This is a genomic window from Bacillus sp. FSL K6-1000 (assembly GCF_038630785.1).
In the GTDB taxonomy this organism is placed as follows: Bacteria; Bacillota; Bacilli; order Bacillales; family Bacillaceae; genus Bacillus; species Bacillus safensis.
The window spans coordinates 290485-315234 of the sequence record NZ_CP152042.1 but is presented as its reverse complement, the minus strand read 5'-3'; the positions used below and the strand labels follow the sequence as shown (position 1 = coordinate 315234).

Annotated in this window: 23 protein-coding genes; 4 read left to right on the top strand and 19 right to left on the bottom strand. The window is 42.5% G+C overall.

What is annotated here, in order from left to right; genetic code table 11:
• Nucleotides 1-25: 25 nt before the first annotated feature.
• Entirely contained in the window at nt 26-973 is a 948-nt protein-coding gene (locus MHI46_RS01725) for an L-lactate dehydrogenase (RefSeq protein WP_064498609.1), read from the bottom strand.
• 217 nt (nt 974-1190) lie between these two features.
• Nucleotides 1191-2621, bottom strand: coding sequence for a YfcC family protein (locus MHI46_RS01720; protein ID WP_342503059.1), 1431 nt, complete (start codon nt 2619-2621; stop codon nt 1191-1193).
• Between the two features lie 153 nt (nt 2622-2774).
• Here MHI46_RS01720 and MHI46_RS01715 point away from each other — a divergent pair, with 153 nt between their 5' ends.
• Nucleotides 2775-3902 (top strand): M20 peptidase aminoacylase family protein, encoded by a 1128-nt coding sequence (locus tag MHI46_RS01715; protein ID WP_144495743.1) that lies wholly within the window; start codon nt 2775-2777, stop codon nt 3900-3902.
• 48 nt (nt 3903-3950) lie between these two features.
• Here MHI46_RS01715 and MHI46_RS01710 read toward each other — a convergent pair whose 3' ends face one another.
• From MHI46_RS01710 to MHI46_RS01640, 15 genes are all read right to left on the bottom strand, one after another.
• The gene (locus MHI46_RS01710) at nt 3951-4673 is read right to left on the bottom strand and encodes an SDR family oxidoreductase (RefSeq protein ID WP_058837272.1); all 723 of its coding nucleotides are present in this window, start codon (nt 4671-4673) and stop codon (nt 3951-3953) included.
• A gap of 110 nt (nt 4674-4783) precedes the next feature.
• Nucleotides 4784-5539, bottom strand: coding sequence for an alpha/beta hydrolase (locus MHI46_RS01705; protein ID WP_247544624.1), 756 nt, complete (start codon nt 5537-5539; stop codon nt 4784-4786).
• Nucleotides 5540-5645: 106 nt separating this feature from the next.
• A complete protein-coding gene (locus tag MHI46_RS01700) occupies nt 5646-6527 on the bottom strand; it encodes a glycine betaine ABC transporter substrate-binding protein (RefSeq protein WP_144464065.1) in 882 nt (293 codons plus the stop codon).
• On the bottom strand, nt 6527-7372 hold the full coding sequence (opuAB, locus tag MHI46_RS01695; protein ID WP_039182966.1) for a glycine/proline betaine ABC transporter permease subunit OpuAB: 846 nt from the start codon (nt 7370-7372) through the stop codon (nt 6527-6529). Before opuAB ends, MHI46_RS01700 begins: the two co-directional genes overlap by 1 nt.
• Nucleotides 7373-7382: 10 nt before the next feature.
• Nucleotides 7383-8648: a glycine/proline betaine ABC transporter ATP-binding protein OpuAA gene (gene opuAA / locus MHI46_RS01690; RefSeq protein WP_039176292.1), complete on the bottom strand. Its 1266-nt coding sequence runs from the start codon at nt 8646-8648 to the stop codon at nt 7383-7385.
• A 400-nt stretch (nt 8649-9048) separates the two neighbouring features.
• Nucleotides 9049-10143 carry a toxic anion resistance protein gene (locus tag MHI46_RS01685; protein WP_034283225.1) on the bottom strand — a complete coding sequence of 365 codons (1095 nt, stop codon included), beginning with the start codon at nt 10141-10143 and terminating at the stop codon, nt 9049-9051.
• 14 nt (nt 10144-10157) lie between these two features.
• Complete coding sequence (locus tag MHI46_RS01680; RefSeq protein WP_251181442.1) at nt 10158-11774, bottom strand: YceG family protein; 1617 nt, start codon at nt 11772-11774, stop codon at nt 10158-10160.
• A gap of 70 nt (nt 11775-11844) precedes the next feature.
• Entirely contained in the window at nt 11845-12660 is an 816-nt protein-coding gene (locus tag MHI46_RS01675; protein WP_342503058.1) for an HAD family hydrolase, read from the bottom strand.
• Nucleotides 12657-13766, bottom strand: coding sequence for a cysteine protease StiP family protein (locus tag MHI46_RS01670; protein ID WP_099662864.1), 1110 nt, complete (start codon nt 13764-13766; stop codon nt 12657-12659). Before MHI46_RS01670 ends, MHI46_RS01675 begins: the two co-directional genes overlap by 4 nt.
• Nucleotides 13759-15090 (bottom strand): phosphoribosyltransferase family protein, encoded by a 1332-nt coding sequence (locus MHI46_RS01665; RefSeq protein WP_099662863.1) that lies wholly within the window; start codon nt 15088-15090, stop codon nt 13759-13761. The genes MHI46_RS01670 and MHI46_RS01665 overlap by 8 nt, the downstream gene beginning before the upstream one ends.
• Nucleotides 15080-16267, bottom strand: a complete 1188-nt coding sequence (locus tag MHI46_RS01660) for an HpcH/HpaI aldolase/citrate lyase family protein (protein ID WP_338593895.1) — start codon at nt 16265-16267, stop codon at nt 15080-15082. Before MHI46_RS01660 ends, MHI46_RS01665 begins: the two co-directional genes overlap by 11 nt.
• A 99-nt stretch (nt 16268-16366) precedes the next feature.
• A complete protein-coding gene (locus tag MHI46_RS01655; RefSeq protein WP_039176272.1) occupies nt 16367-17146 on the bottom strand; it encodes a TerC family protein in 780 nt (259 codons plus the stop codon).
• 140 nt (nt 17147-17286) lie between these two features.
• Nucleotides 17287-17865, bottom strand: a complete 579-nt coding sequence (locus MHI46_RS01650) for a TerD family protein (RefSeq protein WP_034664245.1) — start codon at nt 17863-17865, stop codon at nt 17287-17289.
• Between the two features lie 39 nt (nt 17866-17904).
• Nucleotides 17905-18486 carry a TerD family protein gene (locus MHI46_RS01645; RefSeq protein WP_039176267.1) on the bottom strand — a complete coding sequence of 194 codons (582 nt, stop codon included), beginning with the start codon at nt 18484-18486 and terminating at the stop codon, nt 17905-17907.
• A 20-nt stretch (nt 18487-18506) separates the two neighbouring features.
• The gene (locus MHI46_RS01640; protein ID WP_039176264.1) at nt 18507-19109 is read right to left on the bottom strand and encodes a TerD family protein; all 603 of its coding nucleotides are present in this window, start codon (nt 19107-19109) and stop codon (nt 18507-18509) included.
• A gap of 413 nt (nt 19110-19522) precedes the next feature.
• Between MHI46_RS01640 and MHI46_RS01635 the strand changes: the two genes are divergently transcribed.
• Entirely contained in the window at nt 19523-20515 is a 993-nt protein-coding gene (locus tag MHI46_RS01635) for an LLM class flavin-dependent oxidoreductase (protein ID WP_260775251.1), read from the top strand.
• Between the two features lie 211 nt (nt 20516-20726).
• Nucleotides 20727-21767 (top strand): acyltransferase family protein, encoded by a 1041-nt coding sequence (locus MHI46_RS01630; RefSeq protein WP_048238171.1) that lies wholly within the window; start codon nt 20727-20729, stop codon nt 21765-21767.
• A gap of 20 nt (nt 21768-21787) precedes the next feature.
• Here MHI46_RS01630 and MHI46_RS01625 read toward each other — a convergent pair whose 3' ends face one another.
• Both MHI46_RS01625 and MHI46_RS01620 read right to left on the bottom strand, forming a co-directional pair.
• The gene (locus MHI46_RS01625) at nt 21788-22567 is read right to left on the bottom strand and encodes a glucose 1-dehydrogenase (RefSeq protein WP_059374350.1); all 780 of its coding nucleotides are present in this window, start codon (nt 22565-22567) and stop codon (nt 21788-21790) included.
• 119 nt (nt 22568-22686) lie between these two features.
• Nucleotides 22687-23115, bottom strand: a complete 429-nt coding sequence (locus MHI46_RS01620; protein ID WP_039176249.1) for a cell wall hydrolase — start codon at nt 23113-23115, stop codon at nt 22687-22689.
• 527 nt (nt 23116-23642) lie between these two features.
• On the opposite strand from MHI46_RS01620, the gene MHI46_RS01615 reads away from it, so the two are divergent.
• Complete coding sequence (locus tag MHI46_RS01615) at nt 23643-24704, top strand: DUF4352 domain-containing protein (RefSeq protein WP_039176247.1); 1062 nt, start codon at nt 23643-23645, stop codon at nt 24702-24704.
• The last annotated feature ends 46 nt before the right edge of the window (nt 24705-24750 follow it).

Below are 24750 nucleotides of genomic sequence, written 5' to 3'. Positions count from 1 at the left end.
GCTCAGATAGGTTGCTTTTGATTGATTAAAAATGAGGAGCCAAAATCTCTTTTAACACATTCACACTGTGTGCAAATTTTTCTTTCTCTGTATCATCCAGAGCAAGCTCCATCACTTCTGTTGCACCATTTCGATTCACAAGGGCTGGTACACCAATGTAGACATCTTCTGCTCCGTACTCACCATCCAAGTAAGTGCTGACCGTTAAAATGCTGTTTTCATTGTGCAGGATCGCTCTTGTAATGCGGGCTAAACTCATTGCTACGCCGTAGTAAGTGGCGCCTTTTTTCTCAATGATTTGGTAAGCGGCATGACGGACATTTTCCATGATTTCATCTAAGTCTTCTTGTTTGTATTGATCATTTCTCTTCATTAATTCTGTAATTGGTACACTTCCGATATTCGCATGACTCCAAACCGCAAGCTCAGTATCCCCATGTTCGCCAATGATGTACGCATGCACATTGTGTGCCGCTGCTTCAAAATACTCACTGAGCATGTATCTAAATCTTGCCGTATCAAGCGTCGTACCACTGCCAATCACTCGTTCTTTTGGAAGTCCACTGAATTTCCAAGTCGCATATGTCAAAATATCCACTGGGTTCGTAGCAACTAAGAAAATACCATCGAAGCCGCTTTTCATCACATTGTCTACAATGCCTTTAAATATATTTAAATTTTTCTCAACAAGGTCAAGTCTCGTTTCACCTGGCTTTTGGTTTGCGCCAGCACAGATACATACAATGTCTGCATCCTTACAATCCTCATAATCTCCATACCAAGTATTCACAGGATGCGGGGCAAATGCTTTTCCGTGGTTTAAATCCATCACGTCACCCATTGCTTTGTCTTGATTCAAATCGATAACAACCAATTCATCTGTGATCGCTTGATTTATTAATGTAAAGGCATAACTGCTGCCGACGAAACCTGCTCCAATAAGGGCTACTTTGTTTACTTTTTCGTTTGTCATTTATCTCATCCTCCTGAGTAAAACTAGGCTGTTTTTATTATGTGAAGTATTTCACATTCTTATTGTGCAACACTTCACAAACTTTTGCAAGGGGGTTGCTCAAAAAAAATATGTAGCGAATTTGTGAACACATTTATTGTGCTTTCAAAGCGCTGGTTCCATACATATTTCCACAAGAAAAAAGCTGCCAAACGCTCTTCGGCAGCTTCATACATGTTTAATAAGGGCCCCAGTTGATCATGACCCCAATACAAATAAATACAAGACCAATGACAAACCAAATGAGGGCAAGCGGCACCATAAAACGCAGCCACTTTACATAAGGAATACCACTTGCAGCAAGCACAGCCATCAACACACCAGAAGTCGGATTGATACAGTTGACCACCCCTTCACCAAGCATTACTGCTTCTACAGCTACCTGTCTTGTGATGCCCATTAAATCAGCGAGCGGCGCAAGAATCGGGATAAAGACTACGGCTTCTCCTGATCCTGATGAAATCAAAAAGTGAAGAAGCGCACTCGCAATATACATCCCGATCGCACCAGCAATTGGACTAAATCCTGTCAGCATACTCGCCAAGCCGTTGACCACTGTATCAAGCAGCTTCCCATTTTCTAAAATGACCGAAATACAGCGTGCCATCCCAACAATAAGTGCGCCGTATACAAGACTTTGACAGCCGACAATAAACGTTTTCGCAATGTCATTGGTAGCTAATCCGCCAAGCAGTCCAGCTACAATTGCCATAAAAATGAACACACCGGCCATTTCCTTATCGGTCCAGCCAAGCTGAAGTGCGCCATATAAGAACCCTCCAAGTGACAATCCGCACACCGCTAAAATCAGCTTATGTCTGCCAGTGAATGCAGGCTTGTCCACAGATTCCGCATCTGCTCCGCCAAGCCCTTTAGCAGGAAACCATTGATCGCCAAGAATGCTTCCCTTGTCTTTATTCTTCAGACGTCTTGTATATAAATAGATGTACACAATACTAGAAATAAGAAAACAAAGATAAATGATGACACGCAGGCCAATGCCAGAAAAGATCGGCAGCTCTGCGATCGTTTGTGATAAACCCAATGGAGATGGAGATAAAATCGTTGCATTAAACCCTGCGTAACAGCCGATGTAGATGACAGCCGCTCCTGCTACAGCATCCCATTTCAAGGATCGTGCCACAATGATGCCAATTGGAATAAATCCAATAACAGAGTTCACGACAATTCCGGTCGTTCCAAGGACTGAAAATAATCCCCCAACAATACAAATAAACAATAATTGCTTCGTTTGAAACCGGCTGATGACATGGTGAATCATCCCGTTAATAGCACCTGTCTTCTCCAAAATGGCAATGGTTCCGCCTGTAAATAGAATCAGAAAAATAATAGAAGCGGACCCTACCATTCCTTCTTGTATCGCAGTGAAAAAGCCAACTGGACTCACTGGTGATTGATCAATGCGGTGATAGCTGCCAGGAACGGCCGTTGTGATCTCCCCAGATGTCTTTCGATCAAACTCACCTGCTGGTACAAAATACGTTGCTATCGTACAAATCAGTGCAATCATAAATAAGAGAACATACGCATCCGGCATTTGAAGTTTTCGTTTCTGTTTCTCTGGTGCTGATACTGTCGCTGTTTTCATGTGTCAAAACCCCTTTGTCCCGATCGGAATTTCACTTAATTTTCAGAATAATCAAATGATGTGTTATATTATAAACACTGTTGATATTTAAGATCAATATTATTTCACTAAAATAATGTTTTGGCAGATTATCTGTCAGCAAGGAGGCTCTTCATGACAACTTTGACAAACGAAATGAAACAAACCGTGACAGACATCTTCGAACACTTGCATGCCCACCCAGAAATCAGCTGGGAAGAAACAGAAACGACTGCTTATATTGAAGGTATATTGAAAAAATTAGGCTGCAAAACTCAAACATTTGACGACTGTACAGGGGTGATCGGTGAAATTGGAGAAGGCGCACCAGTGGTCGCTGTGAGAGCCGATATTGATGCACTTTGGCAGGAAGTAGATGGAGAGTTTCAAGCCAATCATTCATGTGGCCACGATGCACACATGACAATGGCTCTTGGCACCTTTATGGCATTAAAGGAAAAAGAACGCCCAAACGGCACAATTCGTTTCATCTTTCAGCCTGCCGAGGAAAGAGGCGGCGGTGCGCTGAAAATGATTGAAAAAGGTGTGCTGGCAGATGTCGATTACTTATATGGCGTACATGTGCGCCCAATTCAAGAAACATTAAACGGACGCTGCGCTCCTGCTATTTTGCACGGATCAAGTAATCATTATGTCGGCACCATTATCGGCGAGGAAGCGCACGGTGCACGTCCTCACCTTGGCATCAACGTAATAGAAGTGGCTTCAACCCTCGTGCAGAGACTCGCGCATATCCATGTCGATCCACGAGTCGCCCATTCTGTGAAAATGACCAATTTACATGCTGGCGGGGGCAGCTCAAACATCATCCCAGGCAAAGCTTCTTTTACATTAGATGTAAGGGCGCAAACAAACGAAGTAATGGATGAACTAGAAAAAGAAATTGAAAGAGCAGTTCATTCTGTAGCGGATGCCTTTGGTGCTTCCATTACACTTTCAACAGACCATCGTCTGCCTGCCGCTACGTTAAATGAGGAAGCTGTCCAGATCATGTCTCATGCGATTGAACAGGTTTTAGGCCAAGAGCAGCTTGATCCCCCAATCGTCACAACAGGTGGAGAAGACTTTCACTTTTATGCAGCAAAGCTTCCGCATATCAAATCTACGATGCTCGGTTTAGGCTGTGATTTAAAGCCAGGTCTTCATCATCCGTACATGACCTTTGACCGCTCTGCAATCTTTACCGGCATTGAGATTTTGACTGAAGCTGTCTATCAAACGCTCCAGCAGCATTCATCATAAAATGAAAAAGCCACCCGCCTTCTCTTCAGGACGGGTGGTCGCTTTATATTATGCATTCAAATCTGCCATGGCTGGAACGTTGATTTCTTTCACACAAGATACCCTTGATAAGTGAATCACACATCTAGCAAGCTCCACAATATCCTGAACAGGGATTCTCGTTTCATCATATAGAGTAATGGCCTTTTCGGCTCCCTCTTCATACGGAACCTCTGCCGCCAGCTCTCCTGGATTGATACAGGTAACAGATATTTTATCTTTTCTCACATGCTCTCTCAGCGCATTCACAATTCCGCGCAGGCCAAATTTAGATGCAACAAACGAGACTTGCGGCAGGTTTGTATGATCGAGTCCAGCCGTTGAGCCAATCACGATGATTTTCCCATTCTCCGATTTCCTTACGTGCGGAAGCAGTGCCTGGATGTACGTAATGGTTGAGGTGACATTCACATTAATTAAGTGCGCAATATCCTCTGGCTGATCGTGATCAAAGGAATAATCGTCTTCAAAGCCTCGTTTTTCCCATAAACCGACGTTATAAATAAGTACATCAATCGTCTTGTTCTCCAGTGCTTCGAGCATATAAGGGATATGTGTTTGGCTTGATAAGTCGATTTTCAGCCAAATTCTATGTACACCGTCATCTATGCTCAAACTGCTTGGTTCACTTCGCGACACAATCCAAACTGTATCTCCACTTGAAGGAAGACCCTTTACAAAAGCATCTCCTAATCCTTGACTTGCACCGAATATGATATAGTTTTTACTCATAGCTCCTCCTTCTATGGCACAGAAACTGAAAGCGTTTTATACCTATATCATACAGATTCTAAGAGACCACCGCCTCTTTTATGCTTATCTTCACTTATTGATGGGCACGGCTACTGGATTTCCTTTAATTCCACTGGTAATGCACGTGCCTCTATAAAGCTTTTGATCATTTCTGTGAAAAGTTCTTTTTTCTCAAAAGTAAATGTATGTCCAATACCGGGAACGATGACGCCTGCTGCCTTTGGATGTGAATTTGTTATTTTTTTTGCTGACCGTGTCATAATGCCTTTTTCTTTTTCTCCCACTGTGACAAGAATGCGTGCCTTTGCTTGCTGAAACGTGTCTGGGAGCCTGTAATGGAGGTTTTCTTGAAACATCGTAAGAAGGGTTTTCTTCTGCAGATGTTTCGATTCCGCCGCATAATGAGGCAGTACATGTTGCGGGAGCCCCATCTTTTCGGCTTGGAGCTGGATAAACCAATCTTTCTTTAATAATGGATACGTCAGTGGCAAGAGCGGTCTCACCATGAAATGGAGCCATGGCAGAGGCATCACGAGGGCGCTATTGATGACAGCGATGTCTACGATATCTGGCTCTCTTGATAACACATCAACGGCAATCTGTGCACCTAAAGAAAATCCAATCAGAATCACTTGACGGCCATTCGCGTTTTCCTTGATCCATGAGATGACTTCTTGGGCGCTTTCATTCATTGAAAATATCTGTTCTTTTGCTCTTGTCCCATGTCCAATGAGATCAGGGGCAAAGCATTCATACGTGTCCTTAAATATTTCAACCTGCTCCTGCCACATCCAGCTGCTTACTCCTCCACCATGCAGAAAAATCATGATTGACCTATCCATCATTGACGACAACTCCATCCTTCTATATAAGAAAAAAGCAGCCGCTTTTTGAGCAGACTGCTTTTTCCACATGCTCCCTTCTATTATAAGGGAACCATTACATCATTGACTATTTTTTCAAATCTTCAATGGAGTTTACGTTCTTCATATATTTCGGAACAACTAGCCCCATTCGAAGGCCTTTCATACTTGTACCAAGGTCGTCATATTTTCCTTTAAACTTCGCTGCATACGTTTTATGCGTATTTGGCAGCCAAGCGGATAATGATGCATCCGCACTTCCGGTTGCAATTGCTGTCCACATTGGACCTGCTTCAACCTGAGTCAAAGTCACATTAAACCCGAGTTCACGCAATACTTCTGCCGCAACATTGGTACTTGCAATCTCACTATCCCAGGCAACGTAGGCAAGATTGATTTTTCCACCATTCGACTTTTTCACGCCTTTTGTCCATTTCGCTACTTGGTCTTTATGTTTTTTCACATATTTTATGGCAGCATCCTTTGGTTTCACACCATCTTGAATATCAATCATGACTTCGCCCATGTCATCTTGAGACCATTTAAACTGACTAAGCATTTTGGCTGCTTCCGGCTGATCCTTTGCAAAGCCTTTACGTGAAATCGTATGAATTTCTTCCGCTTCACCGTAAGATTTTTTTGGATCATCTAAATATTTTAAATCATAGCGGGAAAACATCCAGTGTGGATTCCAGCCAGTGATGATGATTGGCTTTTTACGGTCGTAAGATTTTTTGAGTGTTGCTGTCATAGCTGCACTTGATGCAGACACAACCGTCCAATCCTCTAAGCCGTAATCCTTTTTCGCTTGATCTGTCAGTGCCATAATCCCTGAACCTGGATCGATTCCGATAATAGTTTTATTCACCTGCTGTGCTGCACTCGCATTTGAATCTGTCTGCGCACCGCAAGCGGCTAGTAAAAAGACAAGCAGGGCGGTCATCCCAATGTAGAGAGATTTTTTCCACATTAAGCATTCCCCCTGGTTTTTTTCGTTTTAATGTTTTGTGTAATACGGTCAAGTGTAATCGCCACAATAACAATGGCAATACCTGCTTCAAAACCAATACCTGTTTTCAGCTGGGTTACCGCACTATATACTTCTGAACCAAGTCCTGGTGCACCCACCATTGCTGCAATAACGACCATTGATAGAGCCAGCATGATACTTTGGTTAATACCAGCTAAGATGGTTTTTGTTGCAAGTGGAAGCTGAACTTTGAATAAACGCTGGAATGTCGTCGAACCAAATGCTTCTGTTGCTTCAATTAAATCAGCTGGTACTTGTTTAATACCGAGAATGGTCATACGGATCGTTGGCGGCATAGAGAAGATAACCGATGCCACAACCCCAGGAACAACCCCAATATTAAAGAAGAAAATCGCTGGTAATAGATAAACGAATGCAGGCATTGTCTGCATTAAATCTAAAATAGGTGTCACAATTTTACGCACAGTTTCCTTCTGTGATGCCCAAATACCGATCGGAACCCCGATCACAATAGAAATGACCACAGCGGTCAAAACGAGCGCAAGTGTTTGAAGCATTGGATGCCAGTAGCCTAAATAGTCGATCAGTAAAAATCCAATAAGTGTGAAAAGAGCAACTCCTCTTGTACTGATCCACCAAGCAATGCCGGCAAAAATAAGAGTTAAAATAATGGATGGAATGACGCCAAGTGCAGCCACAATCCCATTTACTGTTCCTGCTAATCCATTTGTGATGCCATCAAAGAAACCACCAAACGTTAATGTTAACCAGTCAACAAATTGATCGATATATTCCGCAAACGGAATTCTAGGTAAATCACTCATACTAAACATCTTATTCTACCTCCTGTGCAGAAGGCTCTTGTGCTTTAATTTCCTCTAGCTTGTTAGAAGACATGTTGATATACTCATCATTTCCTGATAATGCACCAATCAATGCACCTCGGACCACAATGCCCTTCATTCTGTTTTTCTCATCGACAACGGCAATCGGAATGTTCGCATCAGACACCGCATCAAAGATCTCTGTCAAATACGTAGATTCCAACACTGTCGTAAATTCTTTATCAAGAACCGTTTCAAGCGACGCTCCCGTTTCTGCTGCTTTCTTCGCTGCTTGGGCAGAAATGACACCTAATAAATGCTTTTTCTTATCTACCGCATAGATAGACGATATCCCTAGGTTTTTCATGAGCGTAAGCGCAACACGTGCCCCTTTGTCAATCTGAACTGTTTCTGCACGTTTCATAATATGACCAGCGGTTAATACTTTAGAAAGGTCAACATCTTCAACGAAACGTTCAACATATTCATTCGATGGGTTCATTAGAATTTCTTCTGGTGTTCCGATTTGAACGATATTTCCGTCCTTCATGAGCACAATGCGGTCGCCAATACGAAGCGCCTCATCTAAATCATGGGTAATGAAAATGATCGTTTTTCCTACAGATGTATGAAGCTCAAGCAATTCATCCTGCATATCTTTACGAATTAATGGGTCTAGTGCGCTGAATGCTTCATCCATTAATAAAATGTCAGGGTCATTTGCTAACGCACGTGCCAATCCAACACGCTGTTGCATCCCACCACTTAATTGATTTGGGTATTGCTCTTCAAAGCCTTCAAGTCCAACAAGCTTTAAAGATTCAAGCGCTTTTGGTCTGCGCTCTTCTTTATCTACACCTTGCAATTCAAGACCATACTCTGTGTTCTCAAGAATTGTACGGTGCGGGAACAATGCGAAGTTTTGGAAAACCATGCTGATCTTTTTCCGTCTGACTTCACGCAATTGATCCTTTGACATATTTGTTATCATATCCCCATCAATATAAATTTCACCGGAGGTTGGTTCGATTAACCTGTTTAGCATCCGCACAAGTGTGGACTTTCCGCTCCCTGATAGCCCCATGATGACAAATATCTCGCCGTCATAAACATCAAAATTTGCTCGATTGACACCAACTGTTGCGCCGGTCTCTTTTAGGATCTCTCTTTTTGTTTTCCCGTTTTCAAGCATTTGAGATGCTTTTTTAGCATTTTTACCGAAAATTTTAGATACATTATTTATCTTGATTTTGATATTTCTCTCTTCAGAATTCATATTTTCCCTCCAAATTAGCATCTTTATAACCGTAACATAAGCGTTATGATGCGAACAATCTTTAGAATTCGCTTATTTCCCCACAATATGTATGAATTCCATATAGAGGTCTGGTCATTAGAGTTTATACGCCGTATTACTCGTAAATCCTATAGAATGCTTCATAAACTACATATTTTACGGGGTATTTCCTCTCACCAGACAATATTTTACTGGAAATTCCTAATTGTGCTAAAAAACAAGTCGAATCCTCGTCATAGCAGTTTTTTTGAATCATGGGCGAACCATTCCCCTGAACATGATTTACCCGAAAATGGTCACATAAAAACCTTTTTTCTCAAATTTTATTTAAATTCACAAAAAAACTGCCTGCAACTTTAGTTACAGACAGCTCGTTTTTTTAGGACTCTAGGGCAGCCCGCTTAATATTATCTTGAAGCTCAAGCATACGTTTTGTTCCATCTTCACGTAATCGCTTGTTCTCTTCTTCGATCTGTTTCGTCTCTTTCATCCCTTGTACAATTGTATTAAAGGAAGATTCGATCGTTTCAATGTCGATGCTTGGACGGCCGGATAATTTGGCAATCTCCACACTTTGACTTGAAATGTTTTCAGCATTTCGTTTCAGCATTTCATTTGTTCTTCTATCCAGCTCACTCATGGAATCAGCGACAAGCTTTTGTCTCTTCGCTGTCACAGCTTGAATGATCCCATTTTTGAAGATTGGAATGGTGATAATGAAGGCAGAGTTGATTTTACCGATTAATTTTGTATTCCCACGCTGAAGCAAACGGATTTGCGGTGCCGTTTGAAGCGCGACCATTCTTGCCATATCAAGGTCATATACACGCTCTTCAAGCGCTTGAATCCCATTACGAAGCGTATCAAGTTCCATTTGTGCCAGCTGGTTTCCACTAGCTGCTTTTTCTTCATATGAAGGAACCAATTGCTTTAATTCTTCAATTTTCATTTGACCGGCTACGACATACTTTTCAAGCTCCATGTAGTATTGAATGTTATGCTCATACATTTCTTCAAGCGTCACAGTCGATTTGGTCATTTCATCTTTATATTTACTGATTTCTACATTAATTTTTTCAATCTCAGCACCGAGCGTTTGATATTTACTAAAAATCTTTTCAATCATGCTGCCGCCGCGTTTAAAGATTTTTGACAACAAACCACCCTTCGGCTCGTCAAAATCATTTTTATCAAAGCGATCCATAATCTTACCAAGCTGCGTCAGCATTGTTCCTGAGTCAGTGACGCTTGTTGAACGCATCATTGAAAGGATACGATCAGAGAACTTAGAGATTTCAACGGCTGGCTGTTTTCCGTATTCAAGAAGCTCAAGCTGATTTTTTGCATCGATCTGTCTCGCAATATTTTGCACTTCTGGTTCGTTTCGAAGCTGAACGCGAATATCGTCTGCCTTCTCAATCGTGATTTCCTCTTTATCAATTGAAATGATGTCATTTCCGTTTGTATTTGTCATAAGCTTTGATCTCCTTATCGGTTTTTAATGGATTGAAATAACTTTCTAACGATGGACGGCTCTTTAAACTCCTGGTTCATGACCATCTCATCAAGCCAATGGGTATCAAATAATTGGTCATCGATATACCGTTCGATACACTGATATCCCGCCGGATGATATACGAAGAGATCCACACCCATTTCATTTAGGAAAATCAGGGCGGCCGCATCAGAACGAGTCAGCTCCCCATTATATTCCGTATGGTATAAAATCACTTTCGGTACGATTTGTGCATAATCAAAGGTTTGAATCAGTTCAATGAGATCCTGGCTCAAATGCAGAATCTGCTTGAATAAATAAATGCGGACATCTAATTCGGTTTCATTGCCTTCTTTTAATAGCTTCGGATGCTGACAGATTCGAGATATCGCCTCTGCTATCGCACGCTGCGCGCCCTCATATAGATGAGAAAACTGCCACACATTGCTTTTCATTAATAATTCAGGATCAATCTCTCCAGTAGCAGAAAGTGCATGCTGATAATGAAATTGATAATTCGAAGTCACTTCTTTTGTAAAAGGAAAATGGCGAATGGTCTTCGTCTCTTTCCCCTCCATTAACGTGTAAATGCGATCCCAGTATTCACGCTTGTCTCGTGTGACACCCATCATTTTCGCAAAAAGATTCGGAATCTGTATCGTGTCCCGGTCTGCTTTGAAATTCGGGCGGATAAAGGATCGTTCCTTTGCAATTAAAAACAGCTCATCATACGTTGTCTTCAGCGTAATAGAATGAGGAGTATGATCTCTGAATTGCCACGGCTTATACAGCATTGAATCTTCCGTGTGAAGCACCTCTTCAAGCTCTCTTGTCGAGCGGTACGCCACCGTTGATTTCCTCTCAGGCTTTTCAGTAGGGAACGGCTCAAGCTTTGAAGTCCCCGGGTACTGATCAATAAAAGTCAGCTTTTCTTCTGGATCTAATTCGCGAAACGAATCCACGCCTTCTGGATGAAATAGCACAACATCACAGCCAATCAGCATGACATAGTAAAGAAAATAAAGCTGACTTTTATTCGCCTCTCCATACCAAATGACAGCCGGCATTTTTTCTTCTATATTGACTTCCTTCAGCCATGGACCTAGATGGTTATTTGAAAACTTCACGACATCCAGCAAGACCCGGCGGAAATCAGGATGCTGAAATCCACCCTCATGCAGCTGCTTGAAATGCTCAAACACCTTGATCAATGAAAGACGGATATGCCGGTTCATCACAGGGTTTGGATGGCGTACAATCAGCTGTTCACCATCTAAAAAAGCCACAAAGCGATTCACGGACAATCCCTTTTCTTCTTGGTTAATCAAATGAATACGCTGCAACGCTTGAAAATGCTCTGGCTCAATATGACGATTGAGCGTTTCACTTAAAATATGCATGCCGTCTGTTTCGTATAATTCATGTAAATAAATAAAATAATCGGTTGCATCATGCGGAGTTCCAAGGACCCGGGCGGCGAGACGCGGCAAGGACAACGTATGCTCGTCCTTTACATAACCGTCTCTTTCAGGGAGCGGCTTTTTCAGCACGTTTTTCCAGGCTTCCTGCTCCGCCCGTGTTTGGGTGACATTGATTTCTTTATAACTCACGCCGCTCCTTCCTTTCTCCTATATTTTCTAGAAAGCTACTACTATCATATCATTCAGCCTTCTACTTCTGCTATCGAATCGAAGGCTTTTTTGCGTTCGTCATCTGCTCAATGACAGAAGCGGTGATTTCATCCGCTGCGGCCATGCCAAAGGCTGCTGTCGGCTCAAGTCCTGGGTCAAAGTCGAGAACTTCTCCATGCCTTGGGGCAAAGCCCTTATCTGATTGACGAATGAGCCCCGCATCTAACAGGGAATCACCCGCACCATAGACGTATTCAAGCTTCAGCCTGTCCTTTAGAAAAGCAACAGCATCCCACTTATTAAGCGGCTGTGGAATAAAATAAAGCTTTCGTCCCTGAAGAGAAACCTGCCAGCCTCTTTCCTCGCCCCACAACTTTAATTCAGCAAGTGGAATGTGAGATAGATACTCATCTTTCATAATCAAATAAAGAAATCTTCCCTCTGCTGTACGAGTACGCTTCACCCAAGCCGCAACCGGAAGTTCGGAGATCGCCCTCAGCATCTCTCTGACTGGCATACACTCCCTAAGTCTCTCATCAACAATGGCCTGCCAATCCTCAAGCGGCTTGCCATGGTGAAGAATACAGCCCCCGTTTGTTGTGACAGCATACTCCGGTTGAAGCTCTTGTTGAAAGAAGGTGATCCGTTCATACTGTGCAGTCGTTCTTGTCGTCACTGGAATGAACCAGCCTGATTGATGAATCGTCTGCAAGGATCTTTTCGTTTCAACAGACATATAGGAAAGCGGCCGTTCGTCCAGCACCTCAACTAAATCATACTCTCCTTCATACGCATACTGGTCAAGCACTCGATGTGAGTAAATCAGCGTTCGGTCTAAATCACTGGCAAATGCATATGTCTTCATGACGTTTGCTCCAGCGGGCGAATTAACCCGCAGCACGTGTAGGACATATTGGCATATTCAATGACAGGAACGCCTCTGTCCTCAGCCAAAAGCAAAATATGCTTCAGCTTTTCCTGAGATCCAGGCTGAATCAAGATTTTCCACGGGATTCTTCTAAGCAGCACGCGGGTCGTCTCACCAACACCCGGCTTAATCAAATGTGTATTTTTAATTTGAAACTCCTGACCGATTGCTTCAATGGATGCCATTCCGCGCCAATCTGCCGGCGTCCCTTGCGTAAGTATGGTTTCTGCTTTCTCTTGTACATTTGGGCCGAGGCTGGAAAATGCTTCTTCAATCGTATCCACATACAGATTGGACACATCCTCATCAAGCAGCTCTTTATAATACTTTGCCCCATGGAAATCATCGGCATTGATCCAGCGGTTGTTTAGTACCGTACGACTGACAAGCCCTGATACCGTCGAATTCAGGCAGGCACTTGGAATGAGAAAGTCCTCTCTCGTTCCATATACATGTGTACAATAGCCAGGGTCAGCCAGCACAGCCAGCTCACTCGAAAGACGCACGCCATACTTTTTTTCAAAATCAATCACAGCTTTTTCGAGCTCTTTCGAAATCGCACCTTTTCCAGTCCATCCATCGATAAAAGCAATTTCAAAGCCCGGATGTTCTTTCAGCATATAATGCAGTGCATTCTCGTCTATTCCGCGGTCGCGAATAATAGAGATGCTGTAATGAGGCAGATCGATACCATATGTCTTTCGAATATATCGTTTGATTAGCACCCCGATCGGTGTTCCTGCACGCGCCAAGCTGCAAAGCACGGTTTTGAAGCCTCGCTTCTTCACAATCTGTTCTGCTACAACAGCTACTGCTTCGGCTACCTTTTCCTTACTTTCTTCAAGAGATTGATAGAATAAAGTCATATAAGATTCAGTTGGTTTATATTCAATTGGCAGCATTTCTGAATAATGCGCACCACTCTGAATGGAACGCTCCCGCTCTTCTGTACTTTTCTCCATCTCAATAGAGGATAAATCTTTGAGTAAGAAGGTTACATCCTGCTCTGGATAGCTTCCCATCTTTGTATACACGTTAGCCATTCACCTTCACCTCGTCTGATAAAGTCACAATATGCACATGCTTCACATGCCGCTCGGCAAATAAATGAATAAGCGGAAGCAATGCCTCCTGAGAGACCTTTTTCTCAAAAAAGAGAAATACATCATCATATTCACCTTTTGGAATGTTGTACACGTAGTGCTGAATTCGGGCATCTTCTGGATTCATAAAGGTAAACCCATTTTGAACAGCGTATCCATCCTTTTCGACTGGGTGAATAGGACTTCTCGTTGTTGAATGAAAGCGAACGCCTTCACCCATATGTGTAGACAGTCTCATCGGTACATACATAAGCTCACCTGTCCCTAAGCAGAGTGTTTGCTTTCCTTTGCGTTCCTGCCACAGCTTCAATCCCGCTTCAGCAGCTGCTTGGTCGAGTGCTTCCGTATCTGCTGCGTTTAAACCAAAACGGCCCGTTTCATGTATATATGGCGAATGACCAGCCGAATTTGCTGCATGAGAAAGTGAATACGGCACTTGCTTAAAGAAAGATTGAAGAGAATGAAAAGAGAGACTTGGCCGCTTCTCTTGCTCCCCAATCTCATACGAATAAGCTGGTTCATCGAGCGTTTTGCCTCTAAAGACCATCTGCCCTTTTAATAAAGACAATGATGTGATGTGAATTCCGAGCTCCTCTTCAAGCTGGCACATGGCTTTCTCATGCTCCTCCGTCCGCCAGTCCAAAATGGAAAGAATGGTATAAGAATGCCGCGGGTACTTTGCATGAAGGTCACGAATGATGTTGATATTTGTACGGCCTGTCGTGACTTCATCATCTACTAACACGATGGGGCGGTCTGTGCGAAGTAATGCTTCATCTGCATAACAAAGCTGGTCTGTTGCATGCGAATGTTCTTCTTCAAATACCAATGACGGGTCAAGACCCAGCAGCTGTTCACGTGTCGTATGAATGTAAGATGCGCCTTCTAGCACATCATACACACCATGTCCAAGGGCTGTTGCCGTTTCCGCAAAGCCGATGACGACAGGCTCATTGCCAGCTGCTAGCTTTTCTTTTTTGAGTGTTTCATAGGCTGCCGTTAACACCGCGTGATCATCCGTCTTGAGTGCCTCTACAAGAAAATCTTGGTACGGAGGCGTCTGTCCCGTTTGCTCTTTGGCATATGCCATCGCTAAAAGACCCGAGACAAGGAGCGGTTTCACTGGATGAACAGGAATATGCTTTCCAAGCACCTTACTAACGAATAAAAAGGCTCTTTTTTTGTTCACCCTTGCTGCCATCTCAAAAAGATGCTCTTTCTCCAGCTGGAGCACCCCTTCTTTGAGGTCAAGCTCAACCTCCATATGTTCCAAGATGTTCAGCGTATGCCGCTTCTGATTCTGTGAGTATGTCGATATAGCTTCTATTTTCATGAAACACCCCGTAAATGTCTGACTTAATTAAAATGTGCTCTGCCCACCTGTAATGCGGCTTCGTTTCATTCATCTTATTAGAATAGGCACTCTTCATTACGCCAACTGTGCCGTCAGCATGATCTAAAATACTTAATGCATCCAAGTATTCTTCCTTTGTCACAACGTACATGCTTTGAACTGGCTTGAGATGTGTTGGATGGATCACTGTCTTCCCATGTATGCCATTGGCTACATCGAGTCTTGTCTCCTTGAGTAGACCTTGTACGTCATCGAATTCAGAGAAGGACAGCTCACCGCCCTTAGAAAGCGCACGGATGAATGGTTTTTGTTCCTTTCGTGCAGGGCCAAAATGCTCCCATACTGCACCTGATACAACAAAGGAACGGCCAAAATAATTGATCATATCTGTGATCAAATCAGCAATCAATCTGATTTCATAGATGGTGGTGTCACGGTCACGGCGAATGCCATATAAGCCGCAAAGATCCGTTGCCCCAATACGAATATTCAAAATATATTCTTCATCATTCAGCATGATCTGCTTTAACTCTGACAGCACCGTATATCTTGTATCTTTTTCTAATAAATCGGGTGTTTCCAAAATGGGCATACCGTACAGCTTTGTCTTCGTTTGTGCTGAAACCTGTTTCAAGCTGTCCAAATAATCCTTCGCATTATGAATAGAACACTTTGGAAATACAAAACCCGTCAATAAATGAAGAGATGAACCAAGCAAATCTGCCATTTTGAGCAGCTGCTTCGGTGAACGAACCCGAATAAATAAAAGCGGCAATTGTTCAGCCGTTTCAGGCGTATGCGTCAATTTGTCCGACAGTTTGGCGAGTTGTACCACTAGATTCTGCTCAGCCATTTCCACTTCTTGATCACCGATGGCATCCTCTAAACAAAATACAACAGAGCAAAGCGCTTCATATTTCTGCGACAGCAGCATGTCTGCTATATCCTGTCTTGTTGCAGGCATATACAAAGTAGCACCTAATGCATGCGCAAGTACGTGCCTTGGCGTCATCAAATGCATCGTCCCCGGCCGTTTGAAAAAAATATCGTGCTGCCTCGCCTCTGATAAAAACTGAAAATACCGCATGCTGTGCCACCTCCTGTTGTTGAGAGAAAATCGAACAAATGACTTGATGATTCAAAAAAGGATGGAGCCGCTAATCAACTCCATTCCTTTTTGATCTTCCTATTCTTCTTTTGAAGCCGCAGCTTCGTTTGTTACACCTTGATGTTTCTTCTTATTGATTTTATGAACAATAAACGTTCCGATAAATGCTAGGATAATAATCGCAAAGAATACAAGATGCGGGATTTCAATGTGAGCAGCACTCAAGCCCATTTTGATCGCAATGATCCCGATAAGAATAAACGCTGTATTCTCGAGCTCTGGGATACGGTCAATAAGAACAAGGAACAACTGTGCCACTGTACGCATCATGAGAATTCCAAGCATTCCGCCTAATAGAAGAATCCATACTTCCTCAGATACAGCGAATGCTGCAAGAATACTATCAACCGAGAAGGCAAGGTCCATAATTTCTACAGAGATAACGGTTGCCCAGAATATACCAAATACCCGAATCAACCAGCCTTCTTTTTTCAATTCCTTCGCTTCATCATCGCCATCACCTAACCAGAAGTGCTTAATGACAAGCCATGCTAGGTAAGCAGCTCCAAGAACCTTAATCCACCAGAATTTAATAAGCAGCATCCCTACGCCAATGAATAGAAAACGGAAGAAATAAGCGCCAATTAATCCGTAGGTTAATGCCTTTTTACGCTGCTTTTCCGGTAAATGTTTCACCATCACAGCTAATACAAGTGCGTTATCTGCTGATAACAATCCTTCAAGCACGACAAGCGTCCCAATAAGCCCCCAAGAGACAGGGTCTGTTAACACCTCTGCCCACATATGCCAATCAAAAAACGAGGCATATGTATCCAACATATGTTTCAAAATGTCCAACTGGTTTTCCTCCTATAAGTGTAGAAGCATCAGCAGGCTTTCGCCTGCTGCTATTCTTGATCGCTGTTTCTTTCTCACTTTGGAAAAGGCCCTCATATGAGTTTTTGACAGCACCTCTTGAATTGATTTGTTTCTCTTATTTACACTTCTAACCCATAATTTTGACAAAGAGCTGCAAGTCCGCCAGAGAATCCGCTTCCGATCGCGTTAAACTTCCAATCACTTCCGTGTCGGTACAATTCACATACCACAACAGCTGTTTCAATTGAGAAGTCTTCGCCTAAATCGAAGCGAATCAATTCTTCCCCGCCCTCTTCATTTACAACACGAACAAATGCATTAGAGACTTGTCCAAAATTTTGGCTACGCGTCTCTGCATCATGGATCGTAACTGTAATTCCGATACGATCAATGTTAGCAGGAATTTTCGAGAAATCAACGAGAATTTGCTCGTCATCTCCATCTCCTTCACCCGTCCGGTTATCACCTGTATGAGTGACACTGCCGCTTGGATGTTGAAGGTTATTATAGAACACAAAATCTGTATCTTGCTGACAACGATTGTTTGCATCCACCAAGAAAGCCGAAGCGTCCAAATCAAATTCGGCTCCGCCAGAATATTTATTCGTATCCCAGCCAAGACCGATCATCACTTTCGTCAGCCCTGGGTTGGTTTTAGTTAAATCGACACGTTGTCCTTTTGAAAGCTGAATCGCCATATTCGTATCTCTCCTGTCTTTGAAAATAGGAAACTATCGTTATCCGATATCTAAGCCGAAGTCCGTTGCAATGCGTGCAAGACCGCCTTGATAGCCTGATCCGACAGCTGAGAATTTCCATTCCCCGCCATGACGGTATAATTCACCTACAATAATGGCTGTCTCAATTGAGAAATCCTCTGCCAAATCGTAGCGAATAAGTTCTTCATTCGAAGCCGCATTTAAAATACGTACATATGCGTTAGACACTTGTCCGAAGTTTTGACTGCGCGCTTCTGCATCATGAATGGTAATGACAAATGAAATCTTCTCAATACTTGCTGGTACAGCTGCAAGGTCAACATTGACCTGCTCGTCATCTCCGTCCCCTTCACCAGTGCGGTTATCGCCTGTATGTACGACACTGCCGCCTCCGCCAGTTGTTTGGTTGTAAAAGACAAAGTCAGATGGAGAGCTTGCTTTACCTGCTGCATCTAAAAGGAATACACTTGCGTCTAGATCAAAGTCATGTCCGCCGTCATACTTATTGACGTCCCAGCCAAGACCAACGACTACTTTTGTTAAACCCGGATTCGTTTTTGTTAAATCAATTTTTTGACCTTTCGCTAAAGAAATTCCCACTAGGAACCTCTCCCTTCTGTTTAAATGTAGTTTCTCGTAATATCGGCAAGCTTCGCATCATTTGTACCATTTCCAAGAGCCGCAAACTTCCACTCATTCTCTTGACGGTAAAGTTCTCCGACGATTAACGATGTTTTTCCTGCATAGTCATCTTTTAAATTATATTTCACTAATTCTTGATTGTTTGAACGATCAACGATGCGAATGTAAGCATTTTGAATCATACCAAAGTGTTGGTTTCTTCTAAGGGCATCATAAATGTTCACGACAAACACCAATTTATTCACATTACCCGGCACCTTGCTCAAGTTGACGAGGACTTGTTCATCATCTCCGTCTCCTTCACCAGTCAGGTTGTCACCTGTATGCTCAACACTGCCGCATTTGCTTTTTAGGTTGCCAAAATAAATCAAATCTTTATTTTCCGTAAACTTATCATTTTTCAGCATGAGCACTGAAGCATCACAATCAACATCAGCGCCGCCTCCGCCGCCAAACAGCTTTCCTAAAAACCCGCCGCCTTGTGATACAGGGTCCCAGCCAAGTCCAACAAGAATATTCGTTAGCCCTGCTTTCCCTTTTGTTAAATCAATACGTTGACCTTTTTCTAATGTAATCGCCAAATCAATCACTCCTCCAGCATAATAAAAATCTATTTATTAAGCGATGGACCCTATTAAAATCATCATACATGAAAATTCGACAAAATTCATGAAATGACATTGGAGCCTCTTACTCTTTTTTCTATTTACTAGTATATACGATCTATGTTCAAGATAGGTTTCAAACACTTTATATTTTTTTAAAGAAAGATGCATATTGAAAATAGTTCATGTCGTAAATGAAGTGTTTCATGTGAAACATTGTCGAAAGTTCCCGGTGAGCAGCTCTTGCTGATAAGGAGCGTAAGATGTGGTTTCATATGTTGATATAGAAAAGATAAAAGCATGTGTTCAAAGGATAAACCCTTTCGTTTCCTTCCACCCATTGATTTCTTTATACTTATATTCAGCATGTTGTTGAAAGGATGTTGATGATGCCATCACTTCATATATTAGATCAAGTCGCCATTCCTAAAGGTCAGTCTGCGCAGGAGACATTGATTCATACAACGCAGCTGGCTCAGCTGGCTGAAACGCTTGGGTATGAGCGCTATTGGTTCGCTGAACACCACAGCACAAGGGGGCTCGCTAGTACAGCGCCTGAAATATTAATGGCTCATATTGCGGCTCATACATCGACCTTGCGTACCGGATCTGGCGGCATTTTACTTCCTCAGTACAGTCCTTTTAAAGTAGCAGAGGTCACGCGGCAGCTTGAAGCCCTTTATCCTGGACGGATTGAGATCGGAGTCGGCAAATCCCCGGGCGGGATCGAAAGGACGAGACTCGCTTTGACGGACAGCGTGCATAAAGATCTGTCTCAGTTTGACCGCCAGCTGAAGGATCTTCTTTTTTACTTATCAGATAGCCTGCCTTCTGGTCATCCGCATGCAGGTGTGAAAGCTGCTCCGCTTGTTGATGCTCATCCGCCGGTTTGGCTGCTTGGACTAGGAGAAAATAGTGCCATACAGGCGGCGGAGCTTGGAATCAACTATATTTTTGGCCACTTTATTCATCCTGCACGCGGCAAACAAGCATTTGAGACGTATCGATCACACTTTTCTCCATCTGTCTTTTCTAGGCAGCCACAATCTATGTTTGCCGTCTTTGTCATCTGCGGTGAAACAGATGAAGAAGCAGACCGGATCGCCAGCAGTACAGATTTATGGCTGCTGCGTGTTGAAAAAGGACTGGACAGCCGCGTTCCTTCTATAGAAGAAGCAAATGCCTATCACTACACCACGCAGGAGAAGGAAAAAGTGCTGCAAAACCGCCAGCGGATGATTGTCGGCTCAAAGAAAACGGTGAAAGAACAATTACAGACCTTGATGGACCGCTATCAAACGGATGACATCATGATTCTCAACAATTCCTTTGATCCAATTGAAAAACAGCGTTCCTTCAAGCGAATAGCAGAATTATTTTGAAGCCAGCTTTCTAGGCTTCTTTTTTACATTGTCATAAAAAATGGGAAATGTAACATCAAGATGTCAAAATCCTTCCGTCTGTCATCTGATCGCAAATGTGTCTTCTAATCGTTAGCGAACTGTAAACGCATAAGAGGTGTACCTTTTATATAGTAGAGGTACATATTCAAAGAACGGTTTACGACGCTGAGAAAGAAGGAGATGACAGGACATGAAAAAGAGACTCGATTGGGTAGATGCAGCTAAAGGAATCGGCATTCTGCTCGTGGTCATGGCGCATGTGCCCATTCCAGATTCGCTCAAGCAATTCATTTACTCTTTTCATATGCCGCTTTTCTTTTTACTATCAGGTATGATGTTTCGATCATCCTCATCCCCTGCTCTGTCATTTATTCAGAAAAAAGCCAAAAGCTTACTCTTGCCCTATCTCTATTTCTCCATCATTACGTATGTATTTTGGTTCTCCGTTACTCGTTTTTTCGCATTCAAGGGACAAACGGATATTGACCCTTTCGTTCCGTTTACAGGAATTTTCATATCCAATGCAGATGAAGCAAGGCTCACACATAACCCAGCGATTTGGTTTTTAACGACGCTCTTTTTAGTGGAAATATTATTTTTCTTTATGCATCGTCTGACAAAAGGAAAACCCGCTGCCGTGATCTTGCTGACTGTTCTTTGCGGCGGTGCTGGATATGCTACTACCTTGCTTTTAGATCAAAGTCTTCCTTGGAATGCCAATGTTGCCTTGACGGCTGTTGTGTTTTATTCAATTGGTTTTTTAGCAAAGCAGTGGTTTGTGGAATTAAAAACAGATCCAACCCTTCTTTTATGTACAGGTCTGCTTGTGCTGACGGCTTACATGCAAAGCTTTAATTCACGGATCGATATGCGCGTCAACGACTACGGTGATCTCTTTATTTTCTATGCATGTGCTCTGCTCGGTTCAGCCGCCGTGATTTATTTAAGCTTTAAATTGAAAACATCCCCTATTTTGACGTATCTAGGACGTAATTCTATTGTCATTCTTGTCTTGCAGTTTGCCGGCATCGATATCATGAAAGCATTTGTTTTTTATGGACTTGGTATCAATATTGCTGATACAGCGCAGCTCTCTTGGACACTTTTTTACACGATCGGCACATTGCTGCTCATGGTGCCATGTATCTCCTTCCTGAGCAAGTATCCGATGCTGCTCGGCAAACCAGCCAAAGCCGCACAACGCTACGAACAAAAAACATCCGCTGGCTGAACAGGCGGATGTTTTTTGTATTAATCATTGATTTGAGAAGGATAAAGTGTCATTCCACCATCCACAAATAAGGTGGTTCCTGTGATATACGCCGCTTCCTTAGAAACGAGGAATGCAGCAGCGGACCCAATCTCCTTCGGTTCACCGAAGGTTCTCATCGGAATTTTCTCAAGCTGCTTTTGTTTTTTCTGTTCATCCTGCAAATCATCATTTGATTCGGTTGCCATGGTACCTGGCGCAATCGCATTGATTCGAATACCTGCTTCTGCATAATCAAGAGCCAGCGTCTTCGTCATCATATTCATTCCGCCCTTTGAAGTGGAATAATGAACATTGAACGGGCGCGGAATTTCCTGATGGACACTGGAAATATTTAAAATAGACCCTTTGATGTCATGCTCCATCATATAGGCGAGCGCAGCCTTTGCACCTAAAAATGCGCCTGTTATGTTCACATCGATGACGTTTTGCCATTGCTCCAGCGTCATCTCATGCGGCAGCGCTTCTTCGCCGTTGAAGCCTGAATTATTGACGAATACATCTACTGTACCGAAATGCTCCAGTGCTGTATCCATGATAGCTTGGATACCTTCCTCTTTGGAGACGTCTGCGTGCACTTTCACCGCCCCACCTCCGTGCTGCTGAATGGCTTTTACGGTCTCTTCAGCTCCATCTTCATCGCCTTTATAGTTTACAACCACATTCATTTCCTCTTGTCCAAACCGCAATGCGATCGCTTGTCCAATTCCTTTTGAAGAGCCTGTAACAATGGCTGTTTTCCCTTTTAAATCTTGATACATCTTTATTTCCTCCATTCACGTGCTTCATCTTGTTGATACACAATGGTTACCCATTTTGGAAAAAACAAAAACACAACCCTCTGCATTCGTACTCTAAGAGGATTGTGCGTTTCATCAAGCTAAAAGGTGTTATAGACATTTTCACACGTTTCGGCGGTTGGCTGATAAAAGCAATGCGACTTATACCTCGCCACAAACGGCTGATTGTACCAAGTCGCCGGACAATTGCCAGGCGGTTTAAAATACCAAAGGCTGAATTTTGCCGGCCAAAAACGTTCTCCGTTAATATTTCTCCGCGCAAGTGTTTTTTCAGTTTCTCGTGCTCGTTGATAAAAGTACCCATGCGTGACCGCTTCGAATGCATGCTCCTGATAAATCATTTGTGGAATCGTACGCAGCCCTTTAAAGTCAGAACAGTTGGCACGCAGCCGATTGATGCCCACATTTCCTACGAGCAGCATCCCTTGCTTCCCTTCACCTTCTGCCTCCGCTCTCAGCAGTCTGGCCATTAAATCAATATCAGAGCTTGTCGCTCTTACCACTGCCATACATCCACCTCCAGTTCGTTTCTCTTTTATTTTATGTAGCGTTTCTGTGTAGATGACTGCCATTTTGACATGAAAAAGCACGTTCAGTGTCGGCAGCCTGTCTAAATTTGCTGGACATGTGTCTTGCTGTCAACAACACACAAACCAAGTGATCATCCACATAGCAGGAAAAAATATTCATTACTATATACTCATTTACAAGTCATAAAAATCCTTCTAATTGCGACATCATCTTCAAAAACAGTCATTTGAACCTATTCAATAATCCGACTCAAAACCTTAAAATATAAAATGTTGAGTTTCTACAGGAGATATCAAATAATAAATTACAAGTTTCTCCTCTCAACTTAGTGTCATTTTTACTACTTGAAGCCAATCAACCTCGGAAACGCACTGAGGTATTGACAGTACTTTCGCTTCATTCTACAGTAAAAAACATACAGTATTTTTCTTTTTGTGCAAAAAGAACGATATGAACTACAGCTTTTCAATGAAATTCACCATAAACCCGAGGAGGAAAACACGACATGTTTAAAAAGAAATTATCCCTGTTTCTTCTGATCTTGTGTGTAACTGTTGTCGCTGCCGCTTGTAGTGGTGGTAAAGACAAAACAGCTGCGAAAGAAAACGATACCAAAAAATCTCTTGATGCAGCAGAAGTAAAGGTAGAAAGTGCTGAGTACACATTACCACCTCAATACGATACATCTGTACAGGATGATCAGTATGTACTAAAAGTGAATGTATCTGTAAAAAATATCAGCAAAGAGCCTCTCAATGTTGATAAAAGCAACTTCACACTTTACCAAGATGACGCACAAGTATCTACGATCTCTCCAGATGACTACAATGAAGTATTATCTTCAAGCTCTTTAAATGCAGACAAAGTAACAAAAGGCGGTCTATTCTTTGTTGTTGACAAAGACAAAGACTATCAGCTTGTTTACACAGAGCCAGGCAGTGGATCGAAAAAAGATGACAAAACACTAGAATTCGATATTAAAGGAAAAGACTTAATGAAAAAAGCAGATACACTACAAGCATCTGCAAAAGCTCTTTCTTCTTATATTGATGTGATGATTTTTGGTAAGAAAAACGACGATTTCGAAAAACTAACAGGTGATAACAAATCAACTGTTGTGAATGAATTCGATAAATCATTCAAACAAGGTTACATCACTTCATCAGGTATTTCTTCTAGCTCAGCGAAAGACGAAAACCTTGATAAGCTTTTAAAAGCAGTGAAAGAAACATTAGCTGAAAAATCAAAAGTATCAACAAAAACAAAAGCGATCAGTGGTGATAAAGCTGTCGTGACTGTGACTCTTACACCGATTGATGCAAGCCCGCTTGTCGATCGTTTGAAAGAGAAAGCGACTGAGTTCTACAGCAAAAACCGTTCAGCATCTTATGATGATGCACAGAAATATCTACTTTCTATCTATCCAGATGAATTTAAAAAATTAGGACCATCATCTTCTGAAGAAACAGTAGAAGTGAACATGAAGAAAAATGATATCGACCAATGGAAACTTGATTTGAACGACTACAAAACAAGCTCATTAGTTGAGAAATTCATCAAGAACTAAAGAAAAACCCCCGATTCCGGGGGTTTCAGATTGTTGACAAAGGGCT

Bases quoted from the DNA above. Each gene is read 5' to 3' on its own strand.
- MHI46_RS01725 (WP_064498609.1), bottom strand. From the start codon at position 973: ATGACAAACGAAAAAGTAAACAAAGTAGCCCTTATTGGAGCAGGTTTC.
- MHI46_RS01720 (WP_342503059.1), bottom strand. From the start codon at position 2,621: ATGAAAACAGCGACAGTATCAGCACCAGAGAAACAGAAACGAAAACTT.
- MHI46_RS01715 (WP_144495743.1), top strand. From the start codon at position 2,775: ATGACAACTTTGACAAACGAAATGAAACAAACCGTGACAGACATCTTC.
- MHI46_RS01710 (WP_058837272.1), bottom strand. From the start codon at position 4,673: ATGAGTAAAAACTATATCATATTCGGTGCAAGTCAAGGATTAGGAGAT.
- MHI46_RS01705 (WP_247544624.1), bottom strand. From the start codon at position 5,539: ATGATGGATAGGTCAATCATGATTTTTCTGCATGGTGGAGGAGTAAGC.
- MHI46_RS01700 (WP_144464065.1), bottom strand. From the start codon at position 6,527: ATGTGGAAAAAATCTCTCTACATTGGGATGACCGCCCTGCTTGTCTTT.
- opuAB (WP_039182966.1), bottom strand. From the start codon at position 7,372: ATGAGTGATTTACCTAGAATTCCGTTTGCGGAATATATCGATCAATTT.
- opuAA (WP_039176292.1), bottom strand. From the start codon at position 8,648: ATGAATTCTGAAGAGAGAAATATCAAAATCAAGATAAATAATGTATCT.
- MHI46_RS01685 (WP_034283225.1), bottom strand. From the start codon at position 10,143: ATGACAAATACAAACGGAAATGACATCATTTCAATTGATAAAGAGGAA.
- MHI46_RS01675 (WP_342503058.1), bottom strand. From the start codon at position 12,660: ATGAAGACATATGCATTTGCCAGTGATTTAGACCGAACGCTGATTTAC.
- MHI46_RS01670 (WP_099662864.1), bottom strand. From the start codon at position 13,766: ATGGCTAACGTGTATACAAAGATGGGAAGCTATCCAGAGCAGGATGTA.
- MHI46_RS01665 (WP_099662863.1), bottom strand. From the start codon at position 15,090: ATGGAGGTTGAGCTTGACCTCAAAGAAGGGGTGCTCCAGCTGGAGAAA.
- MHI46_RS01660 (WP_338593895.1), bottom strand. From the start codon at position 16,267: ATGCGGTATTTTCAGTTTTTATCAGAGGCGAGGCAGCACGATATTTTT.
- MHI46_RS01650 (WP_034664245.1), bottom strand. From the start codon at position 17,865: ATGGCGATTCAGCTTTCAAAAGGACAACGTGTCGATTTAACTAAAACC.
- MHI46_RS01635 (WP_260775251.1), top strand. From the start codon at position 19,523: ATGCCATCACTTCATATATTAGATCAAGTCGCCATTCCTAAAGGTCAG.
- MHI46_RS01630 (WP_048238171.1), top strand. From the start codon at position 20,727: ATGAAAAAGAGACTCGATTGGGTAGATGCAGCTAAAGGAATCGGCATT.
- MHI46_RS01625 (WP_059374350.1), bottom strand. From the start codon at position 22,567: ATGTATCAAGATTTAAAAGGGAAAACAGCCATTGTTACAGGCTCTTCA.
- MHI46_RS01620 (WP_039176249.1), bottom strand. From the start codon at position 23,115: ATGGCAGTGGTAAGAGCGACAAGCTCTGATATTGATTTAATGGCCAGA.
- MHI46_RS01615 (WP_039176247.1), top strand. From the start codon at position 23,643: ATGTTTAAAAAGAAATTATCCCTGTTTCTTCTGATCTTGTGTGTAACT.